The sequence below is a fragment of the Streptomyces sp. NPDC026377 genome (assembly GCF_055567715.1).
Genome location: NZ_JBVHPV010000006.1, coordinates 207326 through 223678, shown reverse-complemented (window position 1 = coordinate 223678; position 16353 = coordinate 207326). Strand labels below are relative to the sequence as shown.

General features: G+C 73.1%; 13 protein-coding genes. 7 read left to right on the top strand and 6 right to left on the bottom strand.

Translation table 11 applies throughout. From position 1 onward, the window contains the following. Positions 1–64: 64 nt before the first annotated feature. Positions 65–2899: a DEAD/DEAH box helicase gene (locus ACZ4MU_RS15615; protein WP_467875988.1), complete on the top strand. Its 2835-nt coding sequence runs from the start codon at positions 65–67 to the stop codon at positions 2897–2899. A gap of 292 nt (positions 2900–3191) precedes the next feature. On the opposite strand, the gene ACZ4MU_RS15610 is transcribed toward ACZ4MU_RS15615, so the two are convergent. Beyond that, positions 3192–4037, bottom strand: a complete 846-nt coding sequence (locus tag ACZ4MU_RS15610; protein WP_467875985.1) for a siderophore-interacting protein — start codon at positions 4035–4037, stop codon at positions 3192–3194. A 123-nt stretch (positions 4038–4160) separates the two neighbouring features. Continuing rightward, positions 4161–5069, bottom strand: a complete 909-nt coding sequence (locus tag ACZ4MU_RS15605) for a 5'-3' exonuclease (protein ID WP_467876363.1) — start codon at positions 5067–5069, stop codon at positions 4161–4163. A gap of 254 nt (positions 5070–5323) precedes the next feature. Between ACZ4MU_RS15605 and ACZ4MU_RS15600 the strand changes: the two genes are divergently transcribed. The 4 genes from ACZ4MU_RS15600 (at position 5324) to ACZ4MU_RS15585 (ending at position 9691) form a co-directional block, all read left to right on the top strand. Continuing rightward, positions 5324–6388, top strand: coding sequence for a quaternary amine ABC transporter ATP-binding protein (locus tag ACZ4MU_RS15600; protein WP_467875983.1), 1065 nt, complete (start codon positions 5324–5326; stop codon positions 6386–6388). After that, the gene (locus ACZ4MU_RS15595; RefSeq protein WP_467875981.1) at positions 6381–8177 is read left to right on the top strand and encodes an ABC transporter permease/substrate binding protein; all 1797 of its coding nucleotides are present in this window, start codon (positions 6381–6383) and stop codon (positions 8175–8177) included. Before ACZ4MU_RS15600 ends, ACZ4MU_RS15595 begins: the two co-directional genes overlap by 8 nt. Positions 8178–8399: 222 nt before the next feature. After that, complete coding sequence (locus tag ACZ4MU_RS15590; RefSeq protein ID WP_467875979.1) at positions 8400–8951, top strand: helix-turn-helix domain-containing protein; 552 nt, start codon at positions 8400–8402, stop codon at positions 8949–8951. Beyond that, on the top strand, positions 8951–9691 hold the full coding sequence (locus tag ACZ4MU_RS15585; protein WP_467875976.1) for a helical backbone metal receptor: 741 nt from the start codon (positions 8951–8953) through the stop codon (positions 9689–9691). Before ACZ4MU_RS15590 ends, ACZ4MU_RS15585 begins: the two co-directional genes overlap by 1 nt. Here ACZ4MU_RS15585 and ACZ4MU_RS15580 read toward each other — a convergent pair. Beyond that, positions 9660–10757, bottom strand: a complete 1098-nt coding sequence (locus ACZ4MU_RS15580; protein ID WP_467875973.1) for a TDT family transporter — start codon at positions 10755–10757, stop codon at positions 9660–9662. The genes ACZ4MU_RS15585 and ACZ4MU_RS15580 overlap by 32 nt on opposite strands. Positions 10758–10827: 70 nt before the next feature. On the opposite strand from ACZ4MU_RS15580, the gene ACZ4MU_RS15575 reads away from it, so the two are divergent. Beyond that, positions 10828–11772 (top strand): LysR family transcriptional regulator, encoded by a 945-nt coding sequence (locus tag ACZ4MU_RS15575; RefSeq protein WP_467875970.1) that lies wholly within the window; start codon positions 10828–10830, stop codon positions 11770–11772. On the opposite strand, the gene ACZ4MU_RS15570 is transcribed toward ACZ4MU_RS15575, so the two are convergent. From ACZ4MU_RS15570 to ACZ4MU_RS15560, 3 genes are all read right to left on the bottom strand, one after another. Then, positions 11766–12470, bottom strand: a complete 705-nt coding sequence (locus ACZ4MU_RS15570) for a gamma-glutamyl-gamma-aminobutyrate hydrolase family protein (RefSeq protein ID WP_467875968.1) — start codon at positions 12468–12470, stop codon at positions 11766–11768. The two genes, ACZ4MU_RS15575 and ACZ4MU_RS15570, sit on opposite strands and share 7 nt — an antisense overlap. Before the next feature lie 47 nt (positions 12471–12517). Beyond that, complete coding sequence (gene eat / locus ACZ4MU_RS15565) at positions 12518–13972, bottom strand: ethanolamine permease (RefSeq protein WP_467875965.1); 1455 nt, start codon at positions 13970–13972, stop codon at positions 12518–12520. Between the two features lie 206 nt (positions 13973–14178). After that, complete coding sequence (locus ACZ4MU_RS15560) at positions 14179–14904, bottom strand: FadR/GntR family transcriptional regulator (protein WP_467875962.1); 726 nt, start codon at positions 14902–14904, stop codon at positions 14179–14181. A gap of 77 nt (positions 14905–14981) precedes the next feature. On the opposite strand from ACZ4MU_RS15560, the gene ACZ4MU_RS15555 reads away from it, so the two are divergent. Continuing rightward, positions 14982–16346: a glutamine synthetase family protein gene (locus ACZ4MU_RS15555; protein ID WP_467875960.1), complete on the top strand. Its 1365-nt coding sequence runs from the start codon at positions 14982–14984 to the stop codon at positions 16344–16346. The last annotated feature ends 7 nt before the right edge of the window (positions 16347–16353 follow it).

Sequence of the window (16353 nt, the reverse complement as noted above, 5' to 3'; positions counted from 1 at the left end):
CGGGGCCCCGGTCCCATAAAGATCGCGACCTCTGTCACAGGCGCCGGGTAGGCTCGAAGACAAGATGACAGAGGACCTCTCACCAGCCGAAGCGTACGCAGCTGCCCGGCTCCGCGCCGCCGAGCAGGCGACCGCGCTCGCACCCTTCCGCGATCTGTACGAGTTCGATCTGGACCCGTTCCAGATCGAGGCGTGCCGCGCCCTGGAGACCGGCAAGGGTGTGCTCGTGGCCGCCCCGACCGGCTCCGGCAAGACCATCGTCGGCGAGTTCGCCGTGCACCTCGCCCTCCAGCAGGGCCGCAAGTGCTTCTACACCACGCCGATCAAGGCGCTCTCCAACCAGAAGTACGCCGACCTGGTCAGACGCTACGGCGCGGACAAGGTCGGCCTGCTCACCGGCGACAACAGCGTCAACTCCGAGGCGCCGGTGGTCGTGATGACCACCGAGGTGCTCCGCAACATGCTCTACGCGGGCTCCCAGTCGCTGCGGGGCCTGGGCTATGTGGTCATGGACGAGGTGCACTACCTCTCCGACCGCTTCCGGGGCGCCGTCTGGGAAGAGGTGATCATCCACCTTCCCGAGTCGGTGACCCTGGTGTCGCTGTCCGCGACCGTGTCCAACGCGGAGGAGTTCGGCGACTGGCTGGACACCGTGCGCGGCGACACCGAGGTGATCGTCTCCGAGGAGCGCCCGGTCCCGCTCTGGCAGCACGTGCTGGCCGGCCGGCGGATGTACGACCTCTTCGAGGAGTCCACCGACCACGGCGGCCGCGGCGGCGCCCGGCGCGAGGTCAACCCGGACCTGCTGCGCATGGCCCGGATGGAGAACCAGAAGACGTACAACCCGCGCGACCGCAGGCGCGGCAAGATGGTCCGCGAGGCCGACCGCGAGCGCGAGCGGCGCCAGCGCTCCCGGATCTGGACGCCCAGCCGCCCCGAGGTCATCGAACGGCTGGACGCCGAGGGCCTGTTGCCCGCCATCACCTTCATCTTCAGCCGCGCCGCCTGCGAGGCCGCCGTCCAGCAGTGCATGTACGCGGGCCTGCGTCTCAACGACGAGGACGCGCGCCGGCGGGTGCGCGAGATCGTCGAGGAGCGCACCGCCTCCATCCCCGGCGAGGACCTCAACGTCCTGGGGTACTACGAGTGGCTGGAGGGCCTGGAGCGGGGCATCGCGGCCCACCACGCGGGCATGCTGCCGACCTTCAAGGAGGTCGTGGAGGAGCTCTTCGTCCGCGGTCTGGTGAAGGCCGTCTTCGCCACCGAGACGCTCGCCCTGGGCATCAACATGCCCGCCAGGACGGTGATCCTGGAGAAGCTGGTGAAGTGGAACGGCGAACAGCACGCCGACATCACCCCCGGTGAGTACACCCAGCTGACCGGTCGCGCCGGGCGCCGCGGCATCGACGTCGAGGGCCACGCGGTGGTGCTCTGGCAGCGCGGCATGGACCCGGGCGCGCTCGCGGGGCTGGCCGGCACCCGGACGTATCCGCTGCGCTCCAGCTTCCGCCCGTCGTACAACATGGCGGTGAACCTGGTCGAGCAGTTCGGCCGGCACCGCTCGCGCGAGCTCCTGGAGACCTCCTTCGCGCAGTTCCAGGCGGACAAGTCCGTCGTCGGCATCTCCCGCCAGGTGCAGCGCAACGAGGAGGGCCTGGAGGGCTACAAGGAGGGCATGAGCTGCCACCTCGGGAACTTCGAGGAGTACGCGCGGCTGCGCCGCGACCTCAAGGACCGCGAGACGGAGCTCGCCAAGCAGGGCGCCAGCCAGCGCCGGGCCGCGGCCGCCGCCTCCCTGGAGCGGCTCAAGCCCGGTGATGTGATCCATGTGCCGACGGGCAAGTTCGCCGGGCTCGCGCTGGTGCTCGACCCGGGCATCCCGGCCGGGCGCTCCAACGGCCACCGCGGCTTCGATGCGCACGACGGGCCGCGCCCGCTGGTGCTGACCGCCGAGCGGCAGGTCAAGCGGCTCGCCGCGATCGACTTCCCGGTGCCGGTGGAGGCGATCGAGCGGATGAGGGTCCCCAAGTCCTTCAACCCGCGCTCGCCGCAGTCCCGCCGCGACCTCGCCTCCGCGCTGCGCACCAAGGCGGGCCACATCGTGCCCGAGCGCCACCGCAAGGACCGTTCCGAGGCGGCCGACGACCGCGAGATCGCGCGGCTGCGCGCCGAGCTGCGCGCCCACCCCTGCCATGGCTGCGACGAGCGCGAGGACCACGCGCGCTGGGCCGAGCGGTACCACCGGCTCCAGCGCGACACCCGGCAGCTGGAGAAGCGCATCGAGGGGCGGACCAACACCATCGCCCGCACCTTCGACCGGATCGTGTCGCTCCTGACCGAGCTGGACTATCTGCGCGCCGACGAGGTCACCGAGCACGGCCGCCGTCTCGCCCGGCTCTACGGTGAGCTGGACCTGCTGGCCAGTGAGTGCCTGCGCGCGGGCGTCTGGGAAGGGCTCAGCCCCGCCGAGCTGGCCGCGTGCGTCTCGGCGCTGGTCTTCGAGGCCCGCCAGGCCGACGACGCGGTGGCTCCGAAGCTGCCCTCGGGCGCGGCCAAGGCGGCGCTCGGCGAGATGGTGCGGATCTGGGGCCGGCTCGACGCGCTGGAGGAGTCCCACAAGATCAACCAGGCGGAGGGTGTCGGCCAGCGCGAGCCCGACCTCGGCTTCGCCTGGGCGGCCTTCCAGTGGGCCTCCGGCCAGGGTCTGGACGAGGTGCTGCGCGAGGCGGAGATGCCCGCGGGTGACTTCGTGCGCTGGTGCAAGCAGGTCATCGACGTGCTCGGCCAGATCGCCGCGGCCTCTCCCGGCACCGCGGCGGGCAGCACGGTGGCGAAGAACGCCCGCAAGGCGGTGGACGCGCTGCTGAGGGGCGTGGTGGCGTACAGCTCAGTGGGGTGAGCCCACCGGGGGGCGGGGGGTCCTCCCGGGGGCGTGTGTGTCTGCGGGCTCGGTGGGGGCTGGTCGCGCAGTTTCCCGCGCCCCTTGCGGGGCCGGAGTTCGGCTGCGGGTCTGTTTGGGTTGCTCGCGCGGTTCCCCGCGCCCCTGAGTACCTAGGGGCGCGGGGAACCGCGCGAGCAACCCGCCACGGTCTTGCAGACACACGCGGGCCGGGGCCGAGCCCCAGCGGGGCCGCAGGCACAGCACGGGCCGGGGCGGGGCCCAGGGGGGAGGGGCGCAGGGGGTGCCGGGGCTATGCGTCCCGGGTTTCCTGTTCCCGCTCCACCTGCTCGTTCCACTCCCGCTTGACCGCCCGCCAGGCCTCATCGCTCTGGCCCAGGCGCCAGTAGCCGGAGATGGAGAGGCGCTCGCGGGGGATCTCGCGCTCCAGGCGCAGATGGCGGCGGAGCTCCTTCACGAAGCCCGCCTCGCCGTGGACGAAGGCGTGGACCTCGCCCTCGGGGAAGACCAGCTCCCGTACCGCCGCGATCAGCGGCTCGCCCACCGGGGCGTCACCGCGGTGCAGCCAGGTCACCCGGACCCCCTCGGGCGCGAGGATCTTCTGCTCCTCCTCGGGGCCGGGGACCTCCACGAAGGCGTGGACGAGCGCGCCGTCGGGCATCGCCTCCAGGGACGCGGCGATGGCCGGGAGGGCGCTCTCGTCGCCCGCGAGGAGGTGCCAGTCAGCGGCCGGGTCCGGGGCGTACCCGCCGCCGGGGCCGGAGAAGCGGAGGACGTCGCCCACCTGGGCGCGGGCGGCCCAGGGGCCGGCCAAACCCTCGTCCCCGTGTACCACGAAGTCGATGCTCAGCTCGTCCCGCTCCGCGTCCCAGGCCCGGACCGTGTACGTCCGGTTGCTCGGCCACTGGTCGCGCGGGAGTTCGGCGCGCACCCGCTCCAGGTCGAACGGCTCGGGGTAGACCACCCCGGGCCGGGGGAAGAGCAGCTTCACGTAGTGGTCGGTGCAGCCGTCGAGGGTGAAGCCGCTCGCCGCAGCGCCCCCCAGGACCAGCCGGACCATGTGCTCGGTGATCCACTCGGTGCGGACCACACGCGTCTCATGGGCCCGGGGCCCCTTGCGGGCCGGTCGTTCTGCCACGGTGTTCTCCCCTGATGTGTGCCGGCCCGTCTGGCCGGCACGCCGAACCGTCTGCTCTTCTTAGGTTTGCCTAAGTTAGCACCCCGGCCCGTGGGGATCACCCCTCGGCGGTCCCCCTTCCGCTCAGCGCCCCAGCGTCGTGAGCAGCCGCGTCAGCGAGCTCCCCAGCCCCCAGGCGCGCGCCAGCTCGTCCACCGTCTCCGGATGCAGCGCCTCAGCCGGCAGCGCCGCCTCGAACGCGGGCAGCGGCACGTCGAGCGCGACCCGCACCACCTTCGGCGCCACGTCCAGATAGGCGGCGGCCTCGACGATGCCCCGGCGCTTGGCGGGGGTGAGGCGGGAGGTGCGGTCCACGGCCGCCGCGCGCACCCCGGCCAGGTCGCCGTACTCCGTGATCAGCTGGGCGGCCGTCTTCTCGCCGATGCCCTTGACGCCCGGCAGGCCGTCGCTGGCGTCGCCGCGCAGGGCCGCGAAGTCCGCGTACTGATCGGCCCGCACCCCGTACTTCGTACGGATCAGGGCCTCGTCCACCACGTCGCAGTCGCCCACGCCCTTGCGCGGGTAGAGGACCCGCACGCCGCGCTTGTCGTCGACCAGCTGGAACAGGTCGCGGTCGCCCGTGACGATGTCCACCGGGCCGGGCGCCGCCGCGGCCAGGGTACCGATCACGTCGTCCGCCTCGAACCCGGCGACGCCGACCCGGGCGATGCCCAGCGCGTCAAGGACCGCCTCGATCACCGGGACCTGGGGGGCCAGCGTGTCCGGGACCTCCTCCTCGTCCGGGACGCCGTCGGCCGTCTCCGCGGCCACCCGGTGCGCCTTGTACGAGGGGATCAGCTCGACCCGCCACTGGGGGCGCCAGTCCGCGTCCATGCACGCCACCAGATCCTGCGGGTGGTGGTCCTGGACCAGGCGGGTGATGAAGTCGAGCAGGCCGCGTACGGCGTTGACCGGGGTGCCGTCCGGGGCCCGGACCGAGTCGGGGACCCCGAAATAGGCGCGGAAGTACAGGGAGGCGGTGTCGAGGAGCATCAGGCGTCGCGTCACACCCCGATGATGCCGCAGCCCACTGACAGCCGCGGACCGTTCGCGGGCAGGCCAGTGAGGTGGGTCACCTTTCCGTTTGCTCCGGTTAAGGGTGGGAAGGTGCGGCGCCGGAGCGGACCCTCGTATCGGTTACCACGAATACGGCACCGCATGCACAGGGCGACGGACCGATTCCGCGCCGCTCCACGGCCCGCCGGCGGGGGAGGCGGGCCGTTCTCCGTCCTATCCGTGAGGTAGATGTGTCCACGCTGCAAGCCGAGCAGCTCTACAAGGTGTTCGGGCGACGACCCGACGACGCGGTGCGCAGGCTCCGGGCCGGAGCCGACCGTGACGAGCTCAGGGCCGACGGGACGACCGCGGCGGTCATCGACGCGTCGTTCACGGTCGAGCCCGGCCAGATCTTCGTCGTCATGGGGCTCTCCGGGTCCGGGAAGTCCACGCTGCTGCGGATGCTCAACGGGCTCCTGGAGCCCACCTCGGGCCGGGTGCTCTACGACGGGCAGGACCTGACCGGCCTGAGCCCGCGCGAGCTCCGCGCCGTCCGCTCCACCAAGATCAGCATGGTGTTCCAGCACTTCGCGCTCTTCCCGCACCGCAGTGTCCTGGAGAACGCCGCGTACGGCCTGGAGGTCCAGGGCGTGCCGCGCGCCGAGCGCGAGAAGCGCGCCGCCGAGGCCCTGGAGCTCACCGGCCTCGCGGGCTGGGGCGACTCCTGGCCCGACGAGCTCTCCGGCGGTATGCAGCAGCGCGTGGGCCTGGCCCGCGCGCTCGCCACCGACGCCGACCTGCTCCTCATGGACGAGTCCTTCAGCGCGCTCGACCCGCTGATCCGGCGCGACATGCAGGACCAGCTCCTGGTCCTGCAGAAGCGCCTGAAGAAGACCATCGTGTTCATCACCCACGACCTCAACGAGGCCATGCGGCTCGGCGACTCCATCGCCGTCATGCGCGACGGGCGGATCGTCCAGCTCGGCAGCGCCGAGGACATCCTCCTCACCCCCGCCAACGACTACGTCGCCTCCTTCATCCAGGACGTCGACCGCTCGCGGGTACTCACCGCCCTGTCCGTGATGACCGAGCCGCACCGGCCCGACGCCGGGGACTGCGACTGCGAGACCGTCACCGCCGACACCAGCGTCGCGGACCTGTGCGCGGTCGCCGCGCGCGTGCCGCACCCCGTGGCCGTCAAGGACGGCGACGGGGTGCTGCTCGGCGTCGTACCGCAGGAGCGGCTGATCGCCTTCCTCGGGGACGACCAGCGCGGGCCGGTCGCCTGCTCGGCGCAGGAGGTGGCCCATGCCTAGGCTTCCTCTCGGCGAGTGGGTGGACAGCGCCGTCACCTTCCTCCAGAGCCACCTCTCCTGGCTGTTCGACGCCATCACCAAGGTCGTCAACGGCATGTACGACGGCATCGACGCCGTGCTGTCCGCGCCGCACCCGCTGCTCTTCGCGGGCATCCTCGCCGTCGTCGCCTGGTGGCTGCGCGGTCTGGTCGCGGGTGTGCTCGCCTTCGGCGGGTTCGCGCTGGTGGACTCGATCGAGCTGTGGGACGAGGCGATGTCGACGCTGTCGCTGGTCCTCGTGGCGACCGTCGTCACGCTGGTCCTCGCGGTGCCGCTCGGCATCTGGTCGTCCCGGTCCAAGGCCGTGAGCGCGATCAGCCGCCCCGTCCTGGACTTCATGCAGACCATGCCCGCCATGGTCTATCTGATCCCCGGCATCATCTTCTTCGGCGTCGGCGTGGTCCCCGGCATCATCGCCACCATCGTCTTCTCGCTGCCCCCGGGCGTGCGGATGACGGAACTCGGCATCCGCCAGGTCGACCCCGAACTCGTCGAGGCGGCCGAGGCGTTCGGCACCACCCCGCGCAACACCCTGCTCCGCGTCCAGCTCCCGCTGGCGCTGCCCACCATCATGGCGGGCGTCAACCAGGTCATCATGCTGGGCCTGTCCATGGTCGTCATCGCGGGCATGGTCGGCGGCGGCGGCCTCGGCGGCGCGGTCTACCGCGCCATCGGCAACGTCGACATCGGCCTGGGCTTCGAGGCGGGCATCTCCATCGTCATCCTCGCCATGTACCTCGACCGGATGACCGGCGCGCTGGGCCGCCAGGTCTCGCCGGTCGGCCGCCGGGCGCTGGCCCGGGCCAAGTCCTCCGGCGCCAAGGTGTGGAACCACCGCCCGCAGCCCGCCGTCGCGGTCGTCGGTGTGGTCGTCCTCGCGCTGGTGGCCGGCGGCATGGGCATGTTCGGCTCCTCCACCACGGCCACCGCCTCCGGCGCCGAGAACGTCGGCAAGGGCAAGAAGGTCTCGCTCGGCTACATCCCCTGGGACGAGGGCATCGCCTCCACCTTCCTGTGGAAGGAGCTCCTGGAGCGGCGCGGCTACAAGGTCGACACCAAGCAGTACGAGGCGGGCGCGCTCTACACCGGTATGGCCGGAGGCCAGATCGACTTCGAGACCGACTCCTGGCTCCCGGTCACCCACGCCACGTACTGGCAGAAGTACCACGACAAGCTGGAGGACCTCGGCGCCTGGTACGGCCCGACCTCGCTGGAGCTGAGCGTGCCCTCCTATATGAAGGGCGTCGACTCGCTGGAGGACCTCAGGGGCAAGTCCGGCCAGTTCAAGGGCCGCATCATCGGCATCGAGCCGAGCGCCGGGATGATGGGCCTGCTCAAGGACAAGGTCCTGAAGGAGTACGGCCTGGACGGCGAGTACAAGGTCGTCGACGGCTCCACGCCCTCGATGCTGGCCGAGCTCAAGCGCGCGTACGCCAAGAAGGAGCCGATCGCCGTGACGCTCTGGTCGCCGCACTGGGCGTACAGCACGTACGACCTCAAGAAGCTCAAGGACCCCAAGGGCACCTGGGGCAAGGGCGACGGGGTGCACACCCTGGCCCGCAAGGGCTTCGCGGGCGACAACCCGAAGGTCGGCGCCTGGCTGAAGGGCTTCAAGATGACCGAGAAGCAGCTCACCGGTCTCGAAGCCAAGATCCAGTCCACTGGCAAGGGCAAGGAACAGGAGGCGGTCCGCGCCTGGCTCGACGACAACCCCGGCCTCGCGGACAAGTGGACGCCGGTCGGCTCGTAGCCACCGGCGCACGGACGGGCGGACGGGCGAAGGTACGTGTCCGTCCGCGCGGGAAGCGGGGCCCCGCCGGACACCGGCGGGGCCCCGTCCGCATGCCTGGGTCCAGCGCGCCGTGCGGACACTCTTCTTCCGCGTGATGGTGCCCCGGGGCGCCGAAGCTGCGTAGGGTGCAGACAGTGCGGCGGCCGGAGTGGACCAGGTGACGGGGAGGGAGCCGGAGAGATGGACGACAAGGAAACTCTTCGGGTGGGAGTCGCGGTGCGGCGGCTGCGGCGCGAGCTGGGGATGACGCTCGCCGCGGTCGCGCAGCGCAGCGGGCTCTCGGTGCCCTTCCTGAGCCAGATCGAGAACGAGCGCGCCCGCCCCAGCGCCCGCTCGCTGGCGCGCGTGGCCGACGCCCTGGGCACCACCGTGCCCGAGCTGTACGACGCCGCCGACACCGCGCGTACGGTCGAGGTCGCCCGCGCCGACGACGGGGGCGGCGGCGGGGTCCGCCAGCTCCTGCGCGGCCACCACCAGCTGCACGCGATGGAGTTCACCGGCGAGCACGACACCGCGCGCGAGTTCCAGCACCGCAACGACGAGCTGATGTACGTGGCCGACGGTGCCGTCGAGGTCGAGGCGGAGGGGCGGGCCTACCGCCTGGAGCGCGGCGACACCCTGTGCCTGTCCGGCGGGGTCCGCCACCGCTGGCGCGCGGCCGTGCCCGGCACCCGCATCCTGCTCGTGGCCGTCGCCGACCACATCGAGGCGATCGAGGAGACCCGCCACTGATGGTCCGCCGCGCGGCAGGCCCCCGGGTGGTCTCGCTGGTGCCCTCGCTCACCGAGGCGGTCGAGGTCACGGCCCCGGGCCTGGTGGTCGGCGCCACCGACTGGTGCACCCACCCGCCCGGCCTCGCCGCGGCCCGGATCGGCGGCACCAAGAACCCCGACACGGACGCCATCGCGGTGCTGCGCCCCGATCTGGTGATCGCCAACGAGGAGGAGAACCGGCGGCCCGACCTGGACGCGCTGCGCGCGGCGGGCCTGGAGGTCCTGGTCACCGAGGTCCGCGACCTGGACCAGGCGTTCGCCGAGCTGCACCGGGTCCTGGTGGACGCCTGCGGGCTGCCCCGGCCCCGCTGGCTCGAGGAGGCGCGCGAGGCCTGGCAGCGGGTGGTGCGCCCGCCCGAGCCGGTCACCGCCGTGGTGCCGGTGTGGCGGCGCCCCTGGATGGTGCTGGGCCGCGACACCTTCGCGGGCGACCTGCTGGCGCGGCTCGGGGTGCGCAACGCGTACGCGGAGCACGCCGAGCGGTATCCGCGCATCCCCCTGGACGAGCTGCGGGCCGCCGGGGCCGACCTGGTGGTCCTCCCCGACGAGCCCTACCGCTTCACCGCCGACGACGGCCCGGAGGCGTTCGACGGCCTTCCGGCCGCCCTGGTCGACGGCCGCCTGCTCACCTGGTACGGCCCGTCGCTCGCGGCCGCGCCGGGCGCGCTCAGCGGGGCGCTGCGAGCAGCCGTCCGCTGAGCAGGCCGCGTACGGTGTGCGCGCCCGCCGCCAGCCATGCCGCGACCAGCAGCGCGTACAGACCGCAGGCGAGCCAGGTGAACGCGGTCAGGCCGGTGCGGTGGGCCAGGCCCTGGGCGCCGGTGACGCAGGTGCCGACGGGGAAGGTGAACGCCCACCAGGTCATCGCGAAGGGCATCCCGGACCGGGCCGCGCGCACCACCATGGCCGCCGCCAGGGCGAGCCACAGCAGGGCGAAGCCCATCACAGGCACCCCGTAGACGACGGCGAAGGCGCCCAGAGCGCCCGCGTAGGGGGCGTGGACCGCGCCCGGGGCCACGTCGGCGAGCTTGTTGACGGCGGTGGTGGACTGGCCGAGCGGCCCGAGCACCAGGAACAACGCCGGGGTCAGGACCAGGGGCAGCGGGCCCTCGTGGAGAAGCCGGGCGAAGACCACCGGCAGCAGGACGAGGACGGCCAGCAGGCTCATGCCGAACAGCGCGTACGAGCCGAGCAGCATCGCCTCACGGGGCTGTCCGGCCGGCAGGTGGGGGACGAGCGGCGCGCCCAGGGTCGCGGAGACCATGGGGGCCACCACGGGCAGCAGCCAGACCGGGGAGGCGGCGCCGGGGGCGAGGCGGTGGCGCGCCACCATCAGATACGGGACGCCCACGGCGACGGCGAGGCCGGTGGCGGTGCCGATCGCGTACAGCGCCCAGGCCAGCGGGACCGCGGCGCCCTCGCCGATCAGGTCCTTCCCGACGGTCAGGGCGCCGATGCCGACGGCCAGGAACGCCATCGACATACAGCCGTAGAAGGGGGCGACGGCCGGATCCAGGAGGTGGGCGCGGGCCTGGTCGCGGTGGTGGCGCCAGTGGGCGGCGCGGGCCGCGACGAGGACGGCGAGCATGGCCAGGGACAGGGCCCACACCACCGTGAGCCCGGGCACCCGGAACGGCAGCCCCGCCCCCGCGCCCGCGACGATCGCGGTGCCCATCACCACGGCGTACCAGTTCGGACCGAGGTGGCGCAGGGGCGCGCGGCGCGTGGTGGGCGCCGGGGGGCGGGGCTGGGTGAGGAGGGCCATGTGCCCACCTTCGCGGCGGTGGGCGGGGGCCACCAGACCCGGTCCCGCTATGGGGACATAAGCTGGCTTTATGAGTATGAGCAGTGCGGAGGACGCCGGTCCGCTGTCCCGGCGGGTGCCCGACCTGGGCGCGATGGAGCTGCTGATCGCGGTCGCCCGGCACGGCAGCCTCGGGCGCGCCGCACGCGACCTGGGGATCACCCAGCCCGCCGCGAGCAGCCGCATCCGCTCGATGGAGCGCCATCTCGGCGTCGCCCTCGTCGACCGCTCGCCGCGCGGCTCCCGGCTGACCGCCGAGGGCGCGCTGGTGACCGACTGGGCCCGGCGGGTGGTGGAGGCGGCCGAGGCGTTCGACGCGGGCGCCCAGGCGCTGCGCGGGCGGCGCGACTCGCGGCTGCGGGTCGCCGCCAGCATGACCATCGCCGAGTATCTGCTGCCGGGCTGGCTGATCGCGCTGCGCGGCGGGCGCCCCGGCACGGCCGTCTCGCTGCTCGCCGGTAACTCGGCGTTCGTGGCCGAACGGCTGCTGGCCGACGAGGCCGACCTCGGATTCGTGGAGGGCCTGGCCGTGCCCTCCGGACTCGACGGGGCCGTGATCGGGCACGACCGCCTGGTGGTGGTCACCGCCCCCGCCCACCCCTGGGCCCGGCGCCGCGCCCCGCTGGGAGCGGCCGAGCTGGCCGCGACCCCACTGATCCTGCGCGAGGAGGGCTCGGGCACCCGGCAGGTCCTGGACGCGGCCCTGGCGGACGTGGGCGGGGTGGCCCGGCCGCTCCTGGAGCTCGCCTCCACCACGGCCGTGAAGGCGGCGGTGGTGAGCGGCGCGGGGCCCTCGGTGCTGAGCGAACTCGCCCTGGGGGAGGAGCTGGCGGCCCGCCGCCTGGTCCGGATCCCCCTGGAGGGGCTGCGGCTCCGCCGCGATCTGCGCGCGGTCTGGCGCACCGCCCACCGCCCCACGGGACCCGCCCGCGACCTGCTGTCACTGACGCGGTCGGGGCCGGGCCCGGCTCAGTAGGCCCTCACCGGCGTGCGCGCCCGCGCCGCCGCCACCAGCGCCTCCATCACCTTGGTGTCCTCGCCCAGCTCGGGGTGCCACTGCACGCCAAGGACCCAGGCTTCGCCCGGGAGCTCGACCGCCTCGACGGTCCCGTCCCCGGCGTACGCCGACACCACCAGCGTCTCGGCGAGCCGGTCCACGGCCTGGTGGTGGTAGGTCGGCACGGACGCCTCGTACGGCTCGATGGCCGCGTAGCGCGTGCCGGGCACCGGGCGCACGGTGTGGCGCCCGACGACGCCGGGTCCGCCGGTGTGCCCGTCCAGGTGCTGCACGAGGGTGCCCCCGAGCGCCACGTTCAACAGCTGCATCCCCCGGCAGATGCCGAGCAGCGGGGTCCCGGACGCCAGCGCGGCCCCGATCAGGGCGCTCTCCCAGGCGTCCCGCTCCGGAGCGGGCGGCCCGGTGCGGGCGTCGCGGGCGGCCCCGTACCGCAGCGGCTCCACGTCGGGGCCGCCCGCGACGACCACGCCGTCGAGCCGGGCCACCACCTCGGCGGCCGACTCCGGATCGTCCGGCGCCAGCATCGCCGTGAGGCCGCCCGCGGCCCTGACCAGGCGCGGATAGGCGGCGGGCAGCAGGGCGGCCGGCCAGTTCCACACCCCCCAGCGCACCGACTCCTCCAGATATGTGCTGACACCGATCAGTGGCCGTCCCACCGCGTCCTCCCTCTCCTGTCACCGGCTCTCGTCCCGCCGACCGGCCCTCACCCGCGCTCCAGTTCCGCCTCCGCCGCCGCCAGCGCCGCGAACTCCTCCTCGGGGGCCCGGGCCACCAGATGCCTGCGGCTGTAGAGGCCGAAGTACCCGATGGCGACCGCGTACACCCCGAGCGCGATCAGCGCCGCCACCACGTCCACCAGGAACGTGGCCACCAGCGCCGCACACGCGAGGACCAGCGCGACCGAGGAGGTCAGCGCTCCTCCCGGTGTACGGTACGGCCGCGCCAGGTCCGGTTCGCGGCGGCGCAGCACGATGTGGGAGAGCGACATCAGTGCGTACGAGACGGTGGCGCCGAAGACCGCGGCGTTCAGCATCCGCGCCCCGTCCCCGGTCGCCGCCGCCAGCGAGAAGGCGATGGCGCCGGGGACCAGCAGCCCGAGGTAGGGCGCCTTGCGGCGGCTGGTCAGGGAGAGGAAGCGGGGCAGATAGCCCGCCCGGGAGAGGGCGAAGAGCTGGCGCGAGCCTGCGTAGATGAGGGAGAAGAACGATGCCACCAGGCCCGCCAGGCCCGCGTAGTTGACGATCCGGCTCAGCGCGGTGGCCTTTCCGTCCGGCTGGAGCGCCTCCACCAGCGGGTTGCCCGCGTCCTGGATCGCGGCGGAGCCGCGCGCGCCCGCCGAGGCGAGGAAGGTGAGCAGGGCCAGGACCACCAGGACGGCCATGGACCAGCGGATCGCCTTCGGGAGCGTACGGGCCGGGTCGCGGGTCTCCTCCGCGGCCAGCGGTACGCCCTCCACACCGAGGAAGAACCACATGCCGAAGGGGAACGCCGCCCAGATGCCCATCACCCCCATCGGCAGCCAGGAGTTCGCGCCGAACGCGTCGTGGTGGACGGCGATGTCGTCGAGCCGGGAGGCGTCGAAGTCGGTGAGGGCGCCGACCGCGAAGACGAGCAGGGCCGCCACCGCCACGCCCGTCACCACGAAGCTGAACCGCAGCGCCTCGCCCACGCCCCACAGATGGATGCCGATGAAGAGGGCGAAGCAGGCGAGGTGGACGGGCCAGGACGAGGTGAGCCCGAACAGGCCGAGCGACTCGACGTAGTCACCGATGAAGATCGAGATGGCGGCGGGGGCGAGGACGTACTCGATGAGGATGGCCGTGCCGGTCAGGAAGCCGCCCCAGGGGCCGAGCGCGCGCCGCGCGAAGCCGTAGCCGCCGCCCGCCGTGGGCAGGACGGAGGAGAGCTCGGCGAGCGAGAAGACCATGCAGACGTACATCAGCCCCATCAGGGCCATCGCGATCGCGAGGCCGCCGAAGCCGCCCTCGGCGAGGCCGAAGTTCCAGCCGGAGTAGTCGCCGGAGACGACGTAGGCGACACCGAGGCCGGTCAGCAGCAGCCAGCCGGCGCTGCCGCGGCGCAGGGTCCGGCGCTCCAGGTAGTCGTCCGGCGGCCGGGCGGCGCGGGGCTTGGCGGATTCCGTGGACTCCATGGTCATGACGCGGCTCCCGACGGGGGACGGGGTCAATGGACTGGGGGCATACCTTTGCGGGGAACCCGGCCGGAAAGCAAGCCCCTTGCGTTACGTCGGGGTAAACGGGTGCGCGTCCGAGTGGCCGTGTGGAGGGGCGCCGCGGTCCCGGACGCCCTACAGGGGCGCGGGGAACTGCGCGAGCAACCCACCACGGCCCGCGGGCGAAGGCATCACGTGAGGAACCCCCGCAACAGCGCCGCAGTGCCCCCGCAGTGCTCCCGCATCATCTCCCGCGCCCCGTCCGCGTCCCCGTCGAGCACCGCCTCGACCAGCGCGGTGTGCTGGCGCTGGGAGTGCTCCAGGTTCCGCACGAGCAGCGGGATGCAGTCCAGCAGGTCGTTCACGGTCGCGCGGACCGCCGCGTACTGGGTCGTCAGGCTCGGGGAGCCGCAGAGCTCGGCCAGGGTCAGATGCAGCAGCGTGTCCAGTCGCCGGTACTCCGTGAGCGGCGCGTCGTGCGTGCGGGCCAGCGCCTCGCGCAGCCGTCCCGCCTGCTCGTCGGTGAGGCCGTGCGTCGCGCACAGCCCGGCCGCGCCCACCTCCAGGACCTCGCGGAAGCGCAGCGCGTCCTCCACGTCGACCCCGGCCACCCGGCGCCGCAGCTCCTCCTCGCCGGGCGTCGCGGCCCTGGGCAGCACGAACGTTCCGCCGTAGCGGCCGCGCCGCGCCTCCACCAGGCCCTGGTCGGTCAGCACCTTCAGGACCTCGCGCAGGGTCACCCGGCTGATGCCCAGCCGCTCGGCCAGCTCCCGCTCCGACGGCAGCCGCTCCCCACCGGGCACCAGCCCCAGGCGGACGACCTGGAGGATCTGCTCCAGCGCCTCCTCGAAGCCGTTGCCGGCCCGTACCGGACGCAGCACCGCGGCGAGCCGGTCCCCGGAATCCGGTCGCGACATCTGGCCGCACCCCCTTCCCAAGCAATGGTTCTCGGCAATACCTTATGGCTCCCGGCTGACCGAAGGAGGCTTTTCCCGTGGCAGACCGCACACCCCCGCTCCCCGTCGAGGCGCTGCGCGCCCTCGTCGAGAGCGGCGAGATCGACACTGTGGTCCTGGCCTTCCCCGATATGCAAGGGCGGCTCCAGGGCAAGCGGTTCGCCGCACGGTTCTTCCTCGACGAGGTGGCCGCCCACGGCACCGAGGGCTGCAACTACCTCCTCGCCGTGGACACCGAGATGAACACCGTCGACGGCTACGCGATGTCGTCCTGGGAGGGGGGATACGGCGACTTCGCCATGCACCCCGACCTCACCACCCTGCGCCGGGTGCCCTGGAACGAGGGCACCGCCCTGCTCATCGCGGACCTGGCCTGGAACGACGGCGCGCCCGTCGTCGCCGCTCCCCGCCAGATCCTGCGCCGCCAGCTCGACCGGCTCGCCGCGCTCGGCCTGACCGCCCAGGTCGGCACCGAGCTGGAGTTCATCGTCTTCCGCGACAGCTACGAGCAGGCGTGGGACGCCGGCTACCGGGGGCTGACCCCGGCCAACCAGTACAACATCGACTACTCGGTGCTCGGCACCGGCCGGATCGAGCCGCTGCTGCGCCGCATCCGCAACGAGATGGCGGCAGCGGGCCTGACGGTCGAGTCCGCCAAGGGCGAGTGCAACCCCGGCCAGCACGAGATCGTCTTCCGCTACGACGAGGCCCTGGTCACCTGCGATCAGCACGCCGTCTACAAGACCGGCGCCAAGGAGATCGCCTCCCAGGAGGGCGTCTCGCTCACCTTCATGGCGAAGTACAACGAGCGCGAGGGCAACTCCTGCCACATCCACCTCTCGCTCACCGACGAGGACGGCCGCAACGCCATGCGGGGCGACGGGCCCGGCGGAATGTCGCCGCTGATGCGCCACTTCCTGGCGGGCCAGCTGGCCGCCCTGCGGGACTTCTCCCTGCTGTACGCGCCGAACATCAACTCCTACAAGCGCTTCCAGCCCGGCTCCTTCGCCCCCACCGCCGTCGCCTGGGGCCACGACAACCGCACCTGCGCGCTGCGGGTGGTCGGCCACGGCGGCTCGACCCGGTTCGAGAACCGGCTGCCCGGCGGCGACGTCAACCCGCACCTCGCGGTCGCGGGCCTGGTCGCGGCGGGTCTGTACGGCGTCGAGCACGAGCTGGAGCTCCCCGACGCCTGCACCGGCAACGCCTACACCGGCGACTACGAGCACGTCCCGACCACCCTGCGCGAGGCCGCCGAGCTGTGGGAGAACAGCCCCATCGCCAAGGCGGCCTTCGGGGACGAGGTGGTCGCGCACTACCGCAACATGGCGCGCGTCGAGCTGGACGCCTTCGACGCCGCGGTGACCGACTGGGAGCTCCGCCGCTCCTTCGAACGCCTGTGAGGCCCGC

Excerpts from the sequence above, each read along its gene's own strand:
- ACZ4MU_RS15560 (WP_467875962.1), bottom strand. The coding sequence starts at position 14,904 with ATGTCGCGACCGGATTCCGGGGACCGGCTCGCCGCGGTGCTGCGTCCG.
- ACZ4MU_RS15595 (WP_467875981.1), top strand. The coding sequence starts at position 6,381 with ATGCCTAGGCTTCCTCTCGGCGAGTGGGTGGACAGCGCCGTCACCTTC.
- ACZ4MU_RS15585 (WP_467875976.1), top strand. The coding sequence starts at position 8,951 with ATGGTCCGCCGCGCGGCAGGCCCCCGGGTGGTCTCGCTGGTGCCCTCG.
- ACZ4MU_RS15605 (WP_467876363.1), bottom strand. The coding sequence starts at position 5,069 with ATGCTCCTCGACACCGCCTCCCTGTACTTCCGCGCCTATTTCGGGGTC.
- ACZ4MU_RS15590 (WP_467875979.1), top strand. The coding sequence starts at position 8,400 with ATGGACGACAAGGAAACTCTTCGGGTGGGAGTCGCGGTGCGGCGGCTG.
- ACZ4MU_RS15575 (WP_467875970.1), top strand. The coding sequence starts at position 10,828 with ATGAGTATGAGCAGTGCGGAGGACGCCGGTCCGCTGTCCCGGCGGGTG.
- ACZ4MU_RS15580 (WP_467875973.1), bottom strand. The coding sequence starts at position 10,757 with ATGGCCCTCCTCACCCAGCCCCGCCCCCCGGCGCCCACCACGCGCCGC.
- eat (WP_467875965.1), bottom strand. The coding sequence starts at position 13,972 with ATGACCATGGAGTCCACGGAATCCGCCAAGCCCCGCGCCGCCCGGCCG.
- ACZ4MU_RS15615 (WP_467875988.1), top strand. The coding sequence starts at position 65 with ATGACAGAGGACCTCTCACCAGCCGAAGCGTACGCAGCTGCCCGGCTC.